This is a genomic window from Tunturiibacter gelidiferens, assembly GCF_014201335.1.
GTDB classification, from domain to species: Bacteria; Acidobacteriota; Terriglobia; order Terriglobales; family Acidobacteriaceae; genus Edaphobacter; species Edaphobacter lichenicola_E.
On the sequence record NZ_JACHEB010000002.1, the window covers coordinates 466,003 to 482,810 of the forward strand.

The window sequence follows — 16,808 nt, forward strand, 5'->3', positions numbered from 1 at the left end:
TGAACCGTAACGTTCTGGTGCCGGCTTCCGTTTACTGGTTGAAGTTCGGCTCGTCTTCTTCTTCCATTCCATAGCGGCGCAGAAGGTTCGGAAGATTCTGCGAGAACGCTGCACGCGGCATCACCGTATCGCAACCCGCTTCGACGGCCTTCGCCTTCAGGTCTCCCTGCAGATGCGACAGGAAGCCGACGATGGAGGTGCTGCGCTTGAGCTTGGTCTTCAATTTGGGAATCAACGTCAAGGGCTTGGCATTCGCATTGTTGAGGTCGAAGACGATCAGGCCAGGCCGATCTTCCTCTTCGCCACTGACCAACGCGGCAACCGCCTCCTTGTCATTCTTGACGAACGCTACCTTGACCCCGAGCTTACGTGCTGTCTCGGAGATCTTGGCGATGAAGAAGAGATCTTCGATAAAGAAGAAGATCTTCGTCGGTGCATCCTCAGCGATCGGAATCGCACGCCCCTGCGAGTAGTCGATGGGCTGGGAGTCGCTCTGGTAGCTGCGCCCACCGCCATGGCCGTTGCTGCGGCCCTGGTAGTTCCCGTTGTGTGAGTCCATTGTGGATGGCGGGGTGTCGGCGAAGTTGCCGTTCACGGCGCGATAACTATGGTCCATCGGACCGACAAAGCTGCGTGGACCGCGGGACTGCTGTTTGCCGCCGCCGCCCTTGCGTTTGAACCCGCCGCTGTTGTTACCTGGCTGGTGCGTATCGCGGTCGCGATAGCCGCCACCGTTGCTGCTGAATCCACCGCCGTTACTACCGCTGGCGACGTTGCCCGGATTCTCCGGGGAGCGCTGACGGTCACGGTCGCGAAACTTCTTCTTCCAGCGTTTGCCACTGGACGCGCCGTTTTGTTGCTGGCCGGCATTGGCCTGAAAGCCCTGTCCGCCTTGCGGTTGGAACGTCTGAGGAGCGGCTGCGCCCTGAATAGAGCCGATGGGTTGACCTGCGCCCTGCTCGCCGGATTGGCTCGCCTGCGGTGCGTCTGGACCTTTGCTCTTCCGCTTGCGGCGGCGACGGCGGCTGCTTTTGGACTGCCCCATGCCGTGCGGGACGTTCTGCCCGGCAAATTGAGCCTCTCCGTCCTGCTGGACGGGAGACATTGTCGAACCCTGGTGAGAATCTACCTCGGGTACATTCTGCTCTGAAGTCATGCTTCCACTTCCTATTGCTTTAGATCGCAATTAGCGGTTCTCTCCCACGCGACGGTCTCGTCTTCCCGTGGGACTCACGGAGGAGGAACCAAACCGGTATTGAAGCGTCGGATGAAACGGTCTCAAGTTTTACTCGAACGGACTTCTTCTATTGGTATTTGGCTGCGATCAAATCGGCAAATCTGCCGGTTACGCACAGCCTGGAGCGCCAGACAGCAGCGAATCCTTGGTTTTTCACCCTCTACCTGTTTGCGACAGAGTCCGACAAATCCGGTCTACTGTAATCCTGTATCGTTGCCGCCAAACCTACGCAATCGGTAGTTTTCTGGTGGCCACACAGCGATCGGCACCCACAGCCGGTTCACAAGGCAACTCCTAGGGTACGCTCAAAGAACGAACTTGGCAAGGGCCTCTTCTACGACTTTCTGGTAAGCCACCCAACCAATTCAAAACTTCCGCTGAAATCAGAAGGGCCGCTCCTCGAGAGCGGCCCCTCTATCTTGAATGGCCAGTCACTGGCCTCCTGAAAAACTTGCAATCGAGGAAGCGAACCTCCGGACTTTGGTCTACACCATCGATTGGGTGTAGCTTCTGCTGAGCCGGAGGCATGTCTGACACACATCGATCAAGCCAACGTGTTGCCTTTCATGAAGAAGCAATTCATTCGCCAAAAACATGAGCAGGTCATTCGTTGGCAAACTCCGAAAGCAGCTGCTAACAACCACCCCGGAAATCTGAAAAACAGAAGACTGAGGCCCGCAGGCTCCATATTTCGGTAGGCTAGGAAGATCTAACTCGATTGACCCGTCCCCGGCTGGACCCTATAATTTATCTGTTCCGGCAGCCCTCTCGTTTTGCTACCGATTTGCCCCCATGGCAGTCTGTTCAATCGAGGTAAAAGATGGGCGTGCTCTGTCTCAAGGGTGCGTTGATCGAGTGGATGGAGGGAACGGCCTAGACGGCACTCCATGTGCGCGCGAAGCCGCACGCACAAGTTTGATCAATCCCTGAAGGAGTACCACACACCGCATGATGAATCGTACCTTCGCTTTTGTTACCGCTCTCGCTGCGGGAATGTCGTCCGCTGTTGGAGTGGCCCAGACAGCTGCTCCGACCGCTCCTGCTGCCGCTCCCACCCAGTCCGCTGCGGCGCCCGCGCCAGTTGCGCCTCACGCAGTGCCAGCAAAGATCGCGACCATTGAGTTCGAGCAGGTCGCCGCTGCAACCAACGAAGGGCAGCGCGCGCTCCAGACCTTAGAGAAGAAGTACGAGCCCAAGGGCGCCGAGTTGCAGGCAAGGGCGCAGGAGATCGACACGCTGAAGAAGCAGGTGCAGAGCGCCCCGGCAACGATGACGGATGCGGAACGCGCCACTAAGCTGCGTGCCATCGACACAAAGGAAAAGCAACTGCAACGCGATGGTCAGGATGCACAGCAGGCCGTCAGCGGTGAGCAGCAGCAGGCCATTGGCGTGGTCGCGAAGAAACTTGCGCCGGTCGTCAAGAAATACGTCGAGGACAACGGCTACACCATGCTGCTCGACATCACTGGCCAGCAGGGTGGTTCCGTAAGCCTGCTCTGGACCAGCGACGGCACCGACATCTCGCGCGCGGTTCTCGAAGCGTACAACGCAGCCTCGGGAATCGCACCGCCGCCTCCGTCGGCGCCTTCTCCGACTGCTCATCCGCACGCCTCGGCCGTCCCGAAGCCCGCATTGCCCAAGCAGTAACATTGGCATGACAGAATCAGGCTGGGTGGGGTGAAAGCGATTTGAAGCCACCCCACCTAGGATCTTTGTACCAATCTATTGAACGATCGAACCGATCGAAATTCTGAAGGAGCACCACAAACCGCATGAATCGCACTCTTGTTCTTGTCTCCGCGCTCGGCGCAGGATTGATGACCACCGCAGGAATCTCTCAGACTGCCGCAGCTCCAGCTCCAGCCGCTGCTGCACCTGCTTCCGCTGCTGCAGCTGTTGAACCACAGGCCATTCCCGCAAAGATCGCCCTGGTTGCCTTTGAGCAGGCGGTCTTTGCCACCAACGAAGGTCAGCGTTCCGTCCAGCAGATCCAGGACAAGTACAAGCCGAAGAAGGATCAGATAGACACCCTCTCGAAGGAAGTCGATTCGCTCAAGGCTCAGCTGCAGAGCGCGCCGGCAACTCTTTCTGACGAAGAGCGCGCCACTCGCCTCCGTAACATCGACACCAAAGAGAAAGAGCTGAATCGCAACGCCGAAGATGCCCAGACCGCTTACAACGCGGACCTGCAGGAGGCTTACGGCAAAGTAGCAGCCAAGGTTTCGGTCACTCTTAAGGAGTACGTCAGCAAGAATGGCTACACGCTGCTACTCGATGTCAGCGGACAACAGAGCAACGTGATGTGGGCTAACCAGAGCACCGATGTGACACAGGCGATCGTGACCGCCTACAACGCATCCTCCGGTGTCGCTGCTCCGGCTCCGTCGGGCCCCTCTTCTCCAGCTCCGACGACAGCGCGTCCGCGTCCAACAACCACCCCGAAGCCCGCTGCACCGAAGCAGTAAGCTCAGAACCAAGCTGCACACTGCAACGAAGAGAGTGCTCCACGAATCCTCTCGTCCTGCGGTGTGCAGCTTTTAAAGCTCTAAGCACAGGGCTCCTGTGGAAAAACCTGTGGATCGCGGAAGCCGAAAAGCCGGACTGGCCGGTCCAAGGTTAACTTGTATAGGTCTGGGCGCTGACATAAACTTCTACTAAGTACATATAAATCAGCGCGTTGGCCAACCCTTACCAGTTTTGCTAGCGCGAATCATCCCCAGCTTTCGCCAACTAACGCTGTTTCAAGGGTTTCCACAGTTCGACGTTACGATCAAGTTACAAATTCCCGCATCTAATCGATTTGTACGAGAACATCCCCAGATAAAACCGCGCTAACTAGTCTTTTTAGACAAGAGGTTGCGTCCAAAATCGAATCCTCACCCTCAGTTGTAGCGAGGTGGTTACTCTTCTCCTACCTTGAGAACCGCGAGAAAAGCTTCCTGCGGGATATCGACTTTGCCGATCCGCTTCATGCGCTTCTTTCCTTCTTTTTGCTTCTCCAACAGCTTGCGCTTACGGCTAATGTCACCGCCGTAACACTTGGCGATTACATTCTTGCGAATGGCAGTGACCGTCTCACGAGCAATAACCTTCGAACCGATTGCCGCCTGGATGGCGACCTCGAACATCTGACGTGGAATCAGTTCGCGCATCTTCGATACCAGCGCGCGCCCACGCTGCTGCGCAAAGTCTTTATGGATGATGATCGAAAGCGCATCCACAGGATCGCCCCCAATCAGAATATCCATCTTGACCATGGGCGAAACCCACATCCCAGCCAGCTGATAGTCGAGTGAAGCATAGCCACGCGACACGGTCTTCAGGCGATCGTAAAAGTCCAGCACAATCTCATTCAACGGAAGTTCGTACGTGATTAACACACGCGTATCAGAGACATACTCCATGTTCTGCTGGCGCCCACGCTTTTCTTCGACAAGCTTCAAGATACCGCCGACGTACTCTTCGTTCGTCAGGATCTTCGCTACGATCACCGGCTCTTCGATCTGCTCGATCTCCGTGGTCTCCGGCCAGCGCGAAGGATTATCAACCTCGCGCACGCTTCCGTCCGTCATCGTGATCTTGTAGCGCACGCCCGGCGCAGTCGTGATCAAGTCGAGATCGTACTCGCGCTCCAGACGCTCCTGAATAATCTCAAGGTGGAGCAGTCCAAGAAAGCCGCACCGAAAGCCGAATCCAAGAGCAACCGACGACTCAGGTTCAAAGGAAAAGCTTGCATCGTTGAGTCGAAGCTTTTCGAGCGCGTCCCGCAGCATCGCGTGCTCGTGCGAATCAACTGTATACAGCCCCGCAAACACCATGCTCTTGATGTCTTCAAATCCAGGCAGCGCTTCAGCGCAGGGATTCTCCACCGAAGTGATGGTATCGCCGACCTTAGTATCGGCAACGTTCTTGATCGTCGCGACAAAAAAACCCACCTCGCCCGCGCTCAGTTCGGCAAGCTCAACTGGCTTCGGAGTCATCACGCCCATGCTCTCAACATCGAACATCTTGCCATTGGACATGACCTTGATCTTCATCCCCTTGCGCAGCCTGCCGTTGATGATTCGCGCCAGAACAATGACACCTCTATAGGGATCAAACCAGCTATCGAAGATCAATGCCTGCAGTGGTGCTTCCGGGTCGCCCAGCGGCGGCGGCAGAAGTGTGACGACGGCTTCCAAAATGCTTTCGACGTTGAGACCAGTCTTCGCGCTGACTGCAATCGCATCGTCTGCAGGCAGCCCGACAGATTTCTCAATCATCTCTTTGGTGCGTTCAATATCGGCGCTGGGCAGGTCAATTTTATTGATGATCGGAATGATCTCAAGCCCATTCGAAATGGCGAGATACGCATTCGCAAGCGTCTGCGCTTCGACTCCCTGCGACGCATCGACCACCAGCAGAGCGCCTTCGCACGATGCCAGCGAGCGAGAGACCTCGTAAGAAAAATCGACGTGGCCAGGCGTATCGATCAGGTTCAGCTGATAGGTCTCGCCATCGTGCGCCTTGTACATCATTCGAACGGTGTGGGCCTTGATCGTGATGCCGCGCTCACGCTCCAGATCCATCGCGTCCAGTACCTGCGCCTGCATCTCGCGAGACGTCAGGGAGCCGGTCAGCTCGAGAAGCCGGTCGGAAAGGGTGGACTTGCCATGGTCGATATGCGCGATGATCGCGAAGTTGCGGATGTGACTTGGATCCATTTTGTAGCTGGGTAGCCTCAATATCCATGTTAACACCCCGTTGCGTTCTATAAAGAGGGAACCAATCGGTCCTGCGCTTTTGAAGTCAGCGATTCAAGGCTGTCTTATCCACTCCCTCTCTACGTAAATGACCGGCACCTCGGCGGCGTGGAACCAATCTGCGCAACGGTACGTATCAACAGGTGGCGAGACTTTGTCTGGATGAGACTTCGCAGAGTCAGCCGGCACGCTCAGGCAAGCAGAATTCATCTGAGACAGCTTGCAGCCTGCTCCGATCCTGCCGGATTTTCCTGCCGAAATAGCGCTTCTACGACGGATCAAACTTTGCATCGCGGCGCAGGCCCAAACATCAAATGGACCACAGATTCCTGGGTTCCTTGCAAGGAGGAGACCATGGCAACCAAACCATCTCCGATCGAAACACTCAGTAAAATTCCTTCACGCGTTCACTCTTCCAGCGCCTTCGTGCAGGCCTTGATGAGCGCGAAGGCCATGATGAAGTTCCAACGCGCCGCGCAACTGATTACTTCCAGTCTCGATCTGGAGATGTTGCTCGATCGGGTTGTAAACGATATCGCCGACGCTATCGGCTGCGTCGAAGTTTCAGTCTGGCTGCGCGATCCTAACGGTGAGGAGATGGTGCTTCACGGTGTTCGAGGGTGCACCACCTATCGCAAAGGTGCCCGCCTGAAGATTGGTGTACGTGGCATGGTCGGCCACGTGGCCGCGACCGGTGTGACGCGCTACGCACGAGATGTCACGGTCGATCCCTACTACGTCTCGTGCGAGGTGAACACCAGGTCCGAGTTGACGATTCCACTTATGACCCGCGGCGAGGTTATTGGAGTACTCTGCGTAGATCACAAACAGATCAACGCTTTTGCCGAAGACGAGGTCTTGGTACTAGAGGCCTTGGCCGGTCACGTCGCCGTGGCGATCGAAAACGCGAGGCTCTTCCGTAACGAGCGCCTGGAGCGGGAACAATTGAAGTACGAAGCAGAAGAAGCACGCGCTGTTCAACAGTCCCTCTTCGTCAAGGCCGTCCCGCTCGTCTGTGGTTTCGCCTTTGAAACTGCGTGGAATCCCGCAGGATCTGTCGCAGGCGATTGGTTTGATCTCATCGATCTCGGCAACGAGCGCACCGGAATCGTGCTGGCCGACGTGTCCGGCAAGGGAATGCCGGCCGCGCTGTTGATGTCATCGACACGCGCCATCCTGCGCTCACTCGCAAAGCTCGATCCTTCTCCGGGAAGAACCCTCATGCAGCTCAATCAGATGCTTATGGAAGACTTTCCAACGGGCAAATTCGTCACCATGATCTACGCTGTACTCGATGCCGAATCGCGCGAGATCACCATTGCCAGCGCTGGACATCTGCGTCCTCTCCTCATCAACGGCAAGTGCTCTTTTCTTGATATCGACACCGGCCTGCCACTCGGGCTCGGGACGACCTCGTATCCCGAATACAAGCTCACCCTCCCTCCAGGCACTCAGCTCCTCTTCTATACGGACGGAATCACCGAGGCAATGAATCATAGTGACGAGGAGTATGGCGTAGATCGGTTGGTCGAACACTTCCTGCAGCCCAACGCATGCGTCGACGGTCTGATCGAGGATGTGCGAAGGCACTCTCAGTACTCGACCCACACTGATGACGCAACCGCAGTCCTCATCCGAAGTCGATAAACCGTCAGGAGCACTGACCCATAACTGACCCATATGTCCGTCGCACTACACCATCTCTCGGATAGCTGAACCCTTTTCGCAAAGCTGTCCGCGAGAGTCTGCGAATTTGCTTCTTGCACCCCTTACAATGAAAAGCGAAGATGGTGCGAATGACATTAAGGGACTTGGTGCGAACTTCGGCACTCGCGGTGATGTGTGCACCGCTGGTACTGCTGACAGGCTGTCCGCAGGAAGATGCCGCCGCGCCGGGTAATGTCCCGGTACAAGCAACAGCACCAACGATTACGCCGCCGACGAGCGCGGATGCAGCAACGACCAGTCAACCAGCCCAGTCAACCGAGCAGTCCGTCGATAGCTCGGTCCACGCCTTCAAGGCGCAGCAACTGATCAACTCCGCTGAGGCTGCCTATCGCAGCGGTGTCGACAACTATCGCGCGGGTCGTCTCGATGCGGCACGGCTGGATTTCGACTCCGCAGTCGATCTCATGCTGACCAGCGGCATGAATCTAAAGACCGACCCGCAACTCGCGGACGAGTTCGATCACCTTTTGAACGCGGTCAACTCCCTAGAGATGGCCGCCCTCAAACAAGGCAACGGATTCTCTCCCAAGATCGAAGAGGCGCCCCTCGATACTGCCGAAGACCTCACCTTCCCCGCCGATCCCGAACTGACCGCAAAATTGAAGGCTGAACTTCAGATCTCCTCCGATCTCCCTCTCGTCATCAACGACCAGGTCGCCGGCTACATCGGCTACTTCGCGAACTCCCCTTCCTTCCACGCCCACATGCTCCGCAGCATGGAGCGCGCCGGAAAATACAAGACCATGATCCTGAAGGCGCTGGCAGACAACGGCGTGCCTCAGGACTTGATCTACCTCGCCGTAGCCGAGTCAGGTTTTCAACCGCAAGTCCTCAACGCAAAATCAGGAGCAGGCGGCATGTGGCAGTTCATGCCCACCGGCGCCTACGGTCTGGCGCGCAACGGCTACTTCGATGAGCGCTTCGATCCCGAAAAATCTTCAATCGCCTACGCGAAGTACATGAAGACCCTTTACAACCAGTTCGGCGATTGGTATCTCGCCATGGCTGCTTACGACTGGGGTCCCGGCAACGTCCAGCGTGCCGTGCAGCGAACCGGCTACGCCGACTTCTGGGAGCTCTACCGCCGCAACTCGCTGCCAAAAGAAACCAGGGATTACGTCCCCAAGATTCTCGCCGCCGTCATCATGGCGAAGAACCCCGAGAAGTACGGACTCGACAAGATGGTCCCCGACGCGCCCGTCGTCTCCGATACCGTCTCCGTCGACTACGCAATCGATCTACGTCTGGTGGCCGACGTGACCGACTCCTCTCTCACAGAGATCGTGGCCTTGAATCCCAGCCTCCTGCGAATGACGACGCCACGCGACACGTCGTTCGATCTGCACATCCCAGTTGGCACCCATGATGTCTTCACCGAGCGCCTAAAAGAGATTCCTGAAGACAAACGCAGCAGCTGGCGCTTTCACGTAGTACGCCCGGGCGAGACGCTCGACGGCATCGCAACCAGCTTGCATGCCCATGTAAGCGACGTCGTAGCTGCAAATGGCGTCGCTCTGAATGATGGCGTCGATACCGGGGACGAGCTCGTCATACCCGTTACGACAGCCGCTGCAGGCACACGGCCGCAGCGATATGCCATGCGTCGCGGCGACACTTTAGTTACCGTCGCCGATCGATTCGGCGTCTCAGTAGAAGATCTGCGGCGGTGGAATCATCTGTCCTCAAAGGCCGTGCATCCCGGCACGTCTCTCGCAGTTGTCGAGCCGGTCAAGCTCGCTCCCGGCACACACGTGCGCGGCAAAGGCACCCGAAGAAAGAGCAGCGTGCATACCGCTTCGACCAGTGTTCATCAGGGTTCCGCGCATTCAGCCAGCACACACAAGAACTCGAAGTCGGCCACGTCCTCCGCTTCCGGTAAGGTGACCAGCAAGAAGAGTTCAAGCGAAGCGGAGCTCAACTCCACCACCAAAACGAAAAAGAAAGCTACACGATAAGTTTCCTCGTGAAAAAGATTGCTTGCCTTCGGTAGCGCTTGGATGCATCCTGTTGCTAGAATCTCATCCCGATATGTAAAGATGTTTCTTGTTGCATCGAAGCTGGTAAGACAACGCAGAGAGCGATAGAAGTAGAGAGCAGTGAGGGGACAACAACAATGATGTTCGACGACACCATCAAGCTTCACGCAGCTGCAGCCGATGACGATCATACCTTCGGTGACGAACCCGATGACGAACTGGATGATGTGCACAACCGCTTCAACGACGATGACGAAGAAGAAGAGGTCACGATGACCTCAGAAGATGACGATGCGGAGTCTCAGCTCGATGAAGACGACACCGACGACGATCTTCATGGAACTCATGCCGAAGACGCAAAGCTGTTCGCACTGCCGCCATCGCCAGTAGGCAGCTACGCGCCGCCGACCAAAGCGTCCGAGCTGCCAGTCAGGCAATCCGCTGCGAGCCCCGTAAAGGCGGCCGCAAAGAAAGTTGCTGCGACGCCAGCCAAGAAAGCAGCACCAGCAAAGAAGGCTGCTCCTGCGAAATCGGCGACCAAGAAGGTCAGCAAGCCAACGGCCACCAAAACGGCCGCGAAGAAGCCGGCCGCCAAGAAGGTCGCCGCCAAGAAGGTTGCGGCGAAGAAGCCCGCAGCGAAAAAAGTTCTGGCAAAGAAGGCTGCACCGAAGAAGGCCTCTGCCAAATCGAAATCTGCCGCGAAGAAAGTTAGTGCTCTGCGCGGCGGGAAGGCCACCCCTAAAAAGGCGGTCGGCAACAAGAGCACTACAAGCAGTAAAAAACTAAAGACGAGAGGTACTATGGCAACTAAGAAAGCAGCAAAAAAGGCACCAGCGAAGAAGGCAGCAGCAAAGAAGGCTCCTGCTAAGAAGGCAGCCAAGAAGGCTCCTGCAAAGAAAGCCGTAAAGAAGGCTGTAAAGAAGGCCCCAGCAAAGAAAGCCGTAAAGAAGTAAGCACGCTCCAGGCAAGCAAATAGGCCCGGACTCCTCAATTGAGAGCCCGGGCCTTTTTGCGTCTGCTGATAAATATTTACTTCTTGTCGGCGGCGATCTCAGCGAGAACTTCCGTGCTGTGAACGTTCGGATCGACCTTCTCCCAGACCTTCACCACCTTGCCATCCGGCGAAATCAGGAACGTCTCGCGATTGGCGAACTTCATCACTCCAAAGTTCTTCACCGGAACGCCGTACATATCGACAACCTTGTGATCCGGATCGGCGAGCAGCTTAAAGCTGAACGTATCCTTCGAGCACCAGGTCTTGTGACCTTCCACTGTATCCAGGCTCACGCCGAGCACGACCGCGTTCGCCGCGTCATACTTGGCCATATCGCGCTGGAAGTTGTGCGCCTCAATCGTGCAGCCGGTGGTCTGGTCCTTCGGATAGAAGTACAGCACAACCCACTTGCCTTTGTAGTCCGTCAGGCTGACCGGTTTGTCTTCCTGCGAGGGCAGGGTAAAGTTGGGTGCCACGGCTCCAGCCTGTATTGTGTCTGCCGCCGGCGCCGCATGGGCCCTGAGGCCTATGCCGCACGCCGCTGCTACGCCGATGATTACTGCGATCCAAACTGCTTTGCGCATGGTGTTTCCCCTTATGTGATTCTGTTATCTGTGGACGAGTGAAAGCCGCGAAAGTCTCGAAGACGCATATGCTGCGTTGCAATTTTATCGTTCCGGCCGTTCTCTTTACTGCTTCGTGACAATATCTTTACTTCGCGACAATGGAAATACCAGCCGCATCCGCGGCGTTAAGGATCGCTGCGGGATCGAACATCAGAGTTCTCTCTGCTTCAACAGCCAGACAGGTGGCACCCGCGGCCTTCATCGCCTCGATGGTCGCAACCCCCACCACAGGTACGTCAAAGCGCATGTCCTGATTGGGCTTAGCGACCTTGACGACAGTGAGAGCACGACGAAGAGTCGTCTCACCCCCTGAATCGAGCGTGCGAAAAAGCTCCCCCGCGCGAGAGATCGTAGCGTCGGTCCCTTCCATCGCCTCCACCGCAACGCAAGCCTGAGCTGCAACCACCACCGTCTGACCAAGATCGTACGTGGCAATAGCCTGCGCGACAGTGCGCCCATAGGCAATATCCTTCAGCTCTTCCCCATCGGGCTCCCGACGAGTCAGCACACCAGCCTTCGCCAACAGCGGCTCAAGGTACTGTGTCGACGAGATCAGTTCAATCCCCTCATCTCCGAGCACCTTCGCGATCGCACCCAGCAGCATGTCCGTGTTGCGAGTACGCAGGCTCAACAGTAGCTTCGCAAGTCTCCAGTCCGGACGAATACTGGAAAAGATCTGCTTGTGCTTCACCTGGCCCGCCATCACGGCACGAGTAACACCCTCGCCGCGTAAGGTGTCGATCAGCTTCGACAACTCGCCCAGCGACAGCCAGTGAACGCGTACGCCAGGATCAGCCGCCGCGCGATCGTTCATCTCGGGATCGGTCTCTTCCTTGATCGCCGCAACGACAACCTGCAAGCCATTCGCCCGTGCAGCATCCAGCAACAGAAACGGAAAGCGCCCGTTCCCCGCAATAAGTCCAAGTTTTTCGATTTGATCTGATCCGCTCATGGTCACGTAAAGGAGCCCTACTTTGCAGCCGCGACTTCACGAGCGAGGTAGATCGTCTTCCCCGTCTGGGCCGAGCGACGAGCCGCATCGAGAATTCGAACCACCGCGATGTTCGTATCGAGCGACGTCAGGTCGTGCTGCGGCTTCAAACTTCCCCCTAGAACGGCCGCAAGATAGTTCAGCGAATCGTTCTGCGGTGCGGTCAGTGCAGGCGCTGTTTCAACGTGTTCACCTTTTTCTCCGGTCAAGCGCATACGAAGCTTCGCGCCCGGCGCGGCATCCTCATACAGCGTATCCACATAGCCGGTCGCACCATAGACCTCCATATCCTTCCTCGCAAACGGCCAGTTCCAAGAACCCTGTAGGATCGCCTGCGCATGCGGATAGGTCAGAACGATCGTGCTGTCATCATCAACCTTCGGATAGATCTGAGGCTTCAACTGCAACGCAACAGCAGTTACAGTCGTCGGAAGCTCTCCGCGCATGATCCATGTCGCAAGATCCACCCCATAGCAACCGAAGTCAAACATCGCACCAGCGCCATTCTCCTTCGGATCGGTCAGCCACTTGAAAAACTCGGGATCGACATGAATCTCCTTCGGCCCCTCATGCCCGTCGTGAACGACCAGCTTGCGTAGATCGCCGATCTTTCCCTCTTCCAACATCTTTACTGCAGCGGTGTTCGAGTTGTACCAGGTCGTCTCGTAGTTCGTCAGAACAGGAACGTTGTACTTCTCCGAGAGCGCCTGGATGGCAAGCGCATCTTCCACCGTAGTAGCCAGCGGCTTCTCCACCATGGCGGCTATGTGCAGAGGTGCAGCCTCTTCGATAGCGGCTCGATGCCCCGCAATCGACGTGTACACAAGGATCGCCTGCGGATGCGTCTTCTTCAGCATCTCTGCTTCAGTCGCAAAGAACAGATCTTCCGACAGGTGTGTCTTCGTAATATATTTTTGACGCAGTGCGGGATCAGGATCAGAGATACCCACCAAGGTAATCTCAGGATGCGAAGCGAGGTTGTGCAGAAAACCCTGCACATGGCCATGAACGAGCCCAACAATGGCAACTCGTACAGGAGCAGCCGCCTGAGCTTGTGCGTTCACAGAAGAAAAACCTGCCACCAGAAGGGAAGCAGCGAAAATAAGACGACTCGGAACCGACGAGATCATAAGGGAAACTCCAATTTAATTCTGTATGCCAAACCCAACGGTGCACCTATTTGATGATGCCTCGCTCGCTGCCTGCGATAAAGTCCGCGAGGTAAACGACATGTTCGCCCGCGCCGCCAGAAGCGATCATCTCGCGAATAGCCGCCAGCGCATCGGAGATATTAAGTTTCGACGCAATCAGCTTGCGATACGCCGCGCGAAGCTCCTTCAATTGTTCCGGCGTAAAACCTTTCCGCTCAAGGCCCACTTTATTCAGCCCGTAAGCGTGATTGTTTCGCTCGATTGAAGTCAACGAATAGGGAAGTACATCTTGCGTAATAGTCGTTCCGCCGCCAATATACGAATACTTCCCGATTCGGCAGTACTGGTGTACCGGACAAAGCGCGCCGACGGTCGCGTAGTCCTCAACCGTCACGTGGCCCGCCAACGTAGCAGCGTTCGCGAGAATGCACCCCGTCCCAATCTGCGAGTCATGCCCGATGTGGGTGTAGGCCATAATCAGGCAATCATTCCCCACCCGTGTCATCCCACCGCCGCCCTTGGTCCCGCGCGAAATCGTCACATACTCGCGAATCGAATTGCCATCCCCAATCTCAACGCCTGTAGGCTCCCCCGCATACTTCAGATCCTGCGGCGAAATCCCAATACATGCAAACGAGAAAACCCGGTTCTTTCGCCCCATCCTCAGGTGCCCGTCAAGCACAACATGCGAGACCAGCTCACACTCTTCCCCGAGCACGACATCAGGACCCACGGTGCAGTAAGGACCAACCGTACAGCTTGCAGGAATCTGTGCCCCCGCCGCGACGATCGCTGTAGGATGAATGCTCACTCTGCCGGCGCCTCTGGTGCAGCTTTCTTCACAACCCGCGGAACCACCTGGCACATCACCGTAGCGTCGCAGACCAGCTTCCCATCCACAGTGATATTCCCCAGCATCTTCACCGCACGGCTTCTCCACTGCAAAACCGTCACCTCAATGCGAAGCTGATCCCCCGGCACCACCGGCCGTCGAAAGCGCGCATTCTCAATTCCCGTGAACACCATCAGCTTCGAGTCGCGATCCGGAATCTCGTTCAGCAACAACGCCCCGCCCGTCTGCGCAATCGCCTCGACCATCAATACCCCAGGCATAATCGGGTAGTCAGGAAAGTGCCCCTGAAAATGCGGCTCGTTGATCGTCACATTTTTGATCGCGACGATGCGCTCCTTGCGTACCATCTCGACCACGCGGTCGATCAACAAAAAAGGGTAGCGGTGCGGCAGCAAGGACATAATCTCAAGGATGTCCATCGTAGTGCGTGGCGCCGGTTGTTCGTCGTCATTCTGGTCAGGCGTAGTCTCGCTCATGGCAAAGATGAGTATAAATGCCGAACCACGTCAACCGGACGAAACGGCCCTACAAACAACTCCGCCTCACCCCGCCGGCTGCAGCTGCGCCCCAGGAGTGGACCGAGCGATCTCCAACTCTTCCGGCGTCATATCCACTGCGATCTCCGCAAACAGCGGCGTGCTCAAATACCGTTCGCCCGTATCCGGCAGCATGCACAACACGGTCGAGCCCTTCGGCGCCTCCGCACACACCCGCAGCGCCCCGGCGAAGGTCGCCCCCGACGTAATGCCCACGAAGATCCCCTCCTTCACCGCCAGCTCCCGACTCCACCGCATCGCCTCCGCGTTCTCAATCCGCAACACCTGGCTGATGCGATGCGAATCGATCGCATCCTGCGTAAGGCTTGAGATAAAATCGGGGCTCCATCCCTGCTGCGGGTGCGGAGTCCACGCCGGGTGGCCCGCCGACGCTGTCCCATCCGCATTCCGCGGCTGCGCCGTCCCACTCGAGATCATCGCCGCCACCTCCGGCTCACACACCACAATCTTCGTCTCCGGCCTCTTCTCCGCAAGCACCCGAGCCACGCCCTTCAGCGTCCCCCCCGTACCAAATCCAGTCACCCAATAATCCAGCCGGTCGCCCTCGAAATCCCTCAAAATCTCCTGCGCCGTCGTACGCGAGTGCATATCCGCATTCGCCTCATTCTCAAACTGCCGCGTCCGAAACCAGCCATGCTTCTCCGCCAGTTCGTTCGCCTTCTTCACCATCCCCAACCCACGTTCCGCAGCCGGAGTCAGCACCACCTTCGCCCCCAGAAACCTCATCAGCTTCCGCCGTTCAACGCTGAAAGTCTCCGACATCGTAACCACCAGCGGATAGCCCTTCTGCGCGCACACCATCGCCAGCCCGATGCCCGTATTCCCGCTCGTAGCCTCGATCACCGTCTGCCCCGGCTTCAGCGCTCCCGTCCGCTCAGCGTCCTCGATCACACCCAGCGCCAGCCGGTCCTTCACCGACCCCAACGGATTGAACGCTTCAATCTTCACAAACAAATCCACTCCCGCAGGAGCAAGCTTATTAATCCGCACCACAGGTGTATTTCCAACGGTCTCGAGAATATTCGCAAACTTCCGTTTCATCGCATCGCTCCTTTTTTATCTGCAGAGAGTCTACTCAGGCCCGACCATCCTTACTGCTTTTTCTTCAGCAACACATCGGGATTAAACAGATCCGGCGCAGCATCGACGTCATACTCCACCTTCAGCAAAAATGTCTGGCTCGCCATATCGCCATTGTGGTATCGAGTGATCGAGAGCGCCGTCGGCAGCCCCTGAATCGTGTGGTAATCAGCGTACTCTTCCGCATCCTCATCGAAGTCCTTGAAGGTCTCATTCCTCCACTGAAACGTCCGGCGCAGCGGAAGATGCGACGTCGAATCCAGCTCGAGCGTCACCGCGTCATTGTTGTCGCTCAGCACCGTTACCTTCTCGGCAAGCCTGCGCTCCACCATCGTGGTCCCCTCGTAAACCACCACCACGCCCGGAGCCTTCAACCACGTATTCACCACCGCTTCAACCGAGTGATCGCGGCGTCGATAAAAATCATCGACCTGATCTTTCGGCAACTCGGCCTTGCCCTTGTAGGTGACCTCATACCCCTTACCGGCCGTCCAGATCTGCACAACGTCGATCTTCTTCCCTGGAAAAAGAATGCTCTTATCGGTAATGAATCCAACCCGCGTCGCCTCAAAGCGGTTGTCAGTAGGGAACTGCCGCGTCGAAGTAAAGTCGATCACCAGACCCGTAGGCGAGCCATGAAAGAACCGGCCAAGATGTCCAAGCTCGCGAATATTGCGACGGCTCAGCCACGCGTTTCCGCCCAGCGCCTCCACCATCTCGTTGAGAAGTTTCTTCCCATGTTGCTCCGGCGTCTCTCCGTTCGGCACCACCTGCCCGGCACTAGGAATCTCGCTCGCCTGTGACCACAGCGGCTTTACCGATCCCAAACCAAGAACAAGCACAACGCCAAATCCAAGTACAACCTGCCTCATA

14 protein-coding genes are annotated in these 16,808 nt (G+C 56.8%); 5 read left to right on the forward strand and 9 right to left on the reverse strand.

Annotated features, from left to right (window positions below; all coding sequences use genetic code 11):
• Positions 1-31: 31 nt before the first annotated feature.
• Positions 32-1,156, reverse strand: coding sequence for a response regulator (locus tag HDF14_RS05680; protein ID WP_183974387.1), 1,125 nt, complete (start codon positions 1,154-1,156; stop codon positions 32-34).
• Between the two features lie 1,029 nt (positions 1,157-2,185).
• On the opposite strand from HDF14_RS05680, the gene HDF14_RS05685 reads away from it, so the two are divergent.
• Entirely contained in the window at positions 2,186-2,884 is a 699-nt protein-coding gene (locus HDF14_RS05685; protein WP_260698043.1) for an OmpH family outer membrane protein, read from the forward strand.
• A 125-nt stretch (positions 2,885-3,009) separates the two neighbouring features.
• Positions 3,010-3,702, forward strand: a complete 693-nt coding sequence (locus tag HDF14_RS05690) for an OmpH family outer membrane protein (protein ID WP_183974389.1) — start codon at positions 3,010-3,012, stop codon at positions 3,700-3,702.
• A 435-nt stretch (positions 3,703-4,137) separates the two neighbouring features.
• Here the strand turns inward: HDF14_RS05690 and lepA are convergent, their stop codons facing one another.
• On the reverse strand, positions 4,138-5,940 hold the full coding sequence (lepA, locus tag HDF14_RS05695) for a translation elongation factor 4 (protein ID WP_183974391.1): 1,803 nt from the start codon (positions 5,938-5,940) through the stop codon (positions 4,138-4,140).
• A gap of 393 nt (positions 5,941-6,333) precedes the next feature.
• Between lepA and HDF14_RS05700 the strand changes: the two genes are divergently transcribed.
• The 3 genes from HDF14_RS05700 (at position 6,334) to HDF14_RS05710 (ending at position 10,636) form a co-directional block, all read left to right on the forward strand.
• Positions 6,334-7,626, forward strand: coding sequence for a PP2C family protein-serine/threonine phosphatase (locus HDF14_RS05700; protein ID WP_183974393.1), 1,293 nt, complete (start codon positions 6,334-6,336; stop codon positions 7,624-7,626).
• 149 nt (positions 7,627-7,775) lie between these two features.
• Complete coding sequence (locus tag HDF14_RS05705; RefSeq protein ID WP_183974394.1) at positions 7,776-9,662, forward strand: transglycosylase SLT domain-containing protein; 1,887 nt, start codon at positions 7,776-7,778, stop codon at positions 9,660-9,662.
• Positions 9,663-9,820: 158 nt separating this feature from the next.
• Entirely contained in the window at positions 9,821-10,636 is an 816-nt protein-coding gene (locus HDF14_RS05710; RefSeq protein WP_183974396.1) for a hypothetical protein, read from the forward strand.
• A 76-nt stretch (positions 10,637-10,712) separates the two neighbouring features.
• Here HDF14_RS05710 and HDF14_RS05715 read toward each other — a convergent pair whose 3' ends face one another.
• The 7 genes from HDF14_RS05715 to HDF14_RS05745 form a co-directional block, all read right to left on the reverse strand.
• On the reverse strand, positions 10,713-11,261 hold the full coding sequence (locus HDF14_RS05715) for a peroxiredoxin (protein ID WP_183974398.1): 549 nt from the start codon (positions 11,259-11,261) through the stop codon (positions 10,713-10,715).
• A gap of 127 nt (positions 11,262-11,388) precedes the next feature.
• Positions 11,389-12,255, reverse strand: a complete 867-nt coding sequence (locus HDF14_RS05720) for an LpxI family protein (protein WP_183974399.1) — start codon at positions 12,253-12,255, stop codon at positions 11,389-11,391.
• A gap of 17 nt (positions 12,256-12,272) precedes the next feature.
• On the reverse strand, positions 12,273-13,424 hold the full coding sequence (locus tag HDF14_RS05725; protein WP_183974400.1) for a Gfo/Idh/MocA family protein: 1,152 nt from the start codon (positions 13,422-13,424) through the stop codon (positions 12,273-12,275).
• A 46-nt stretch (positions 13,425-13,470) separates the two neighbouring features.
• Positions 13,471-14,256 (reverse strand): acyl-ACP--UDP-N-acetylglucosamine O-acyltransferase, encoded by a 786-nt coding sequence (gene lpxA / locus HDF14_RS05730; RefSeq protein WP_183974401.1) that lies wholly within the window; start codon positions 14,254-14,256, stop codon positions 13,471-13,473.
• Positions 14,253-14,774, reverse strand: coding sequence for a 3-hydroxyacyl-ACP dehydratase FabZ (gene fabZ, locus HDF14_RS05735; protein ID WP_183974402.1), 522 nt, complete (start codon positions 14,772-14,774; stop codon positions 14,253-14,255). The genes lpxA and fabZ overlap by 4 nt, the downstream gene beginning before the upstream one ends.
• 66 nt (positions 14,775-14,840) lie before the next feature.
• Entirely contained in the window at positions 14,841-15,896 is a 1,056-nt protein-coding gene (locus HDF14_RS05740; RefSeq protein ID WP_183974403.1) for a PLP-dependent cysteine synthase family protein, read from the reverse strand.
• Positions 15,897-15,946: 50 nt separating this feature from the next.
• Positions 15,947-16,807, reverse strand: a complete 861-nt coding sequence (locus HDF14_RS05745) for a hypothetical protein (RefSeq protein ID WP_183974404.1) — start codon at positions 16,805-16,807, stop codon at positions 15,947-15,949.
• Between the last annotated feature and the right edge of the window lies 1 nt (position 16,808).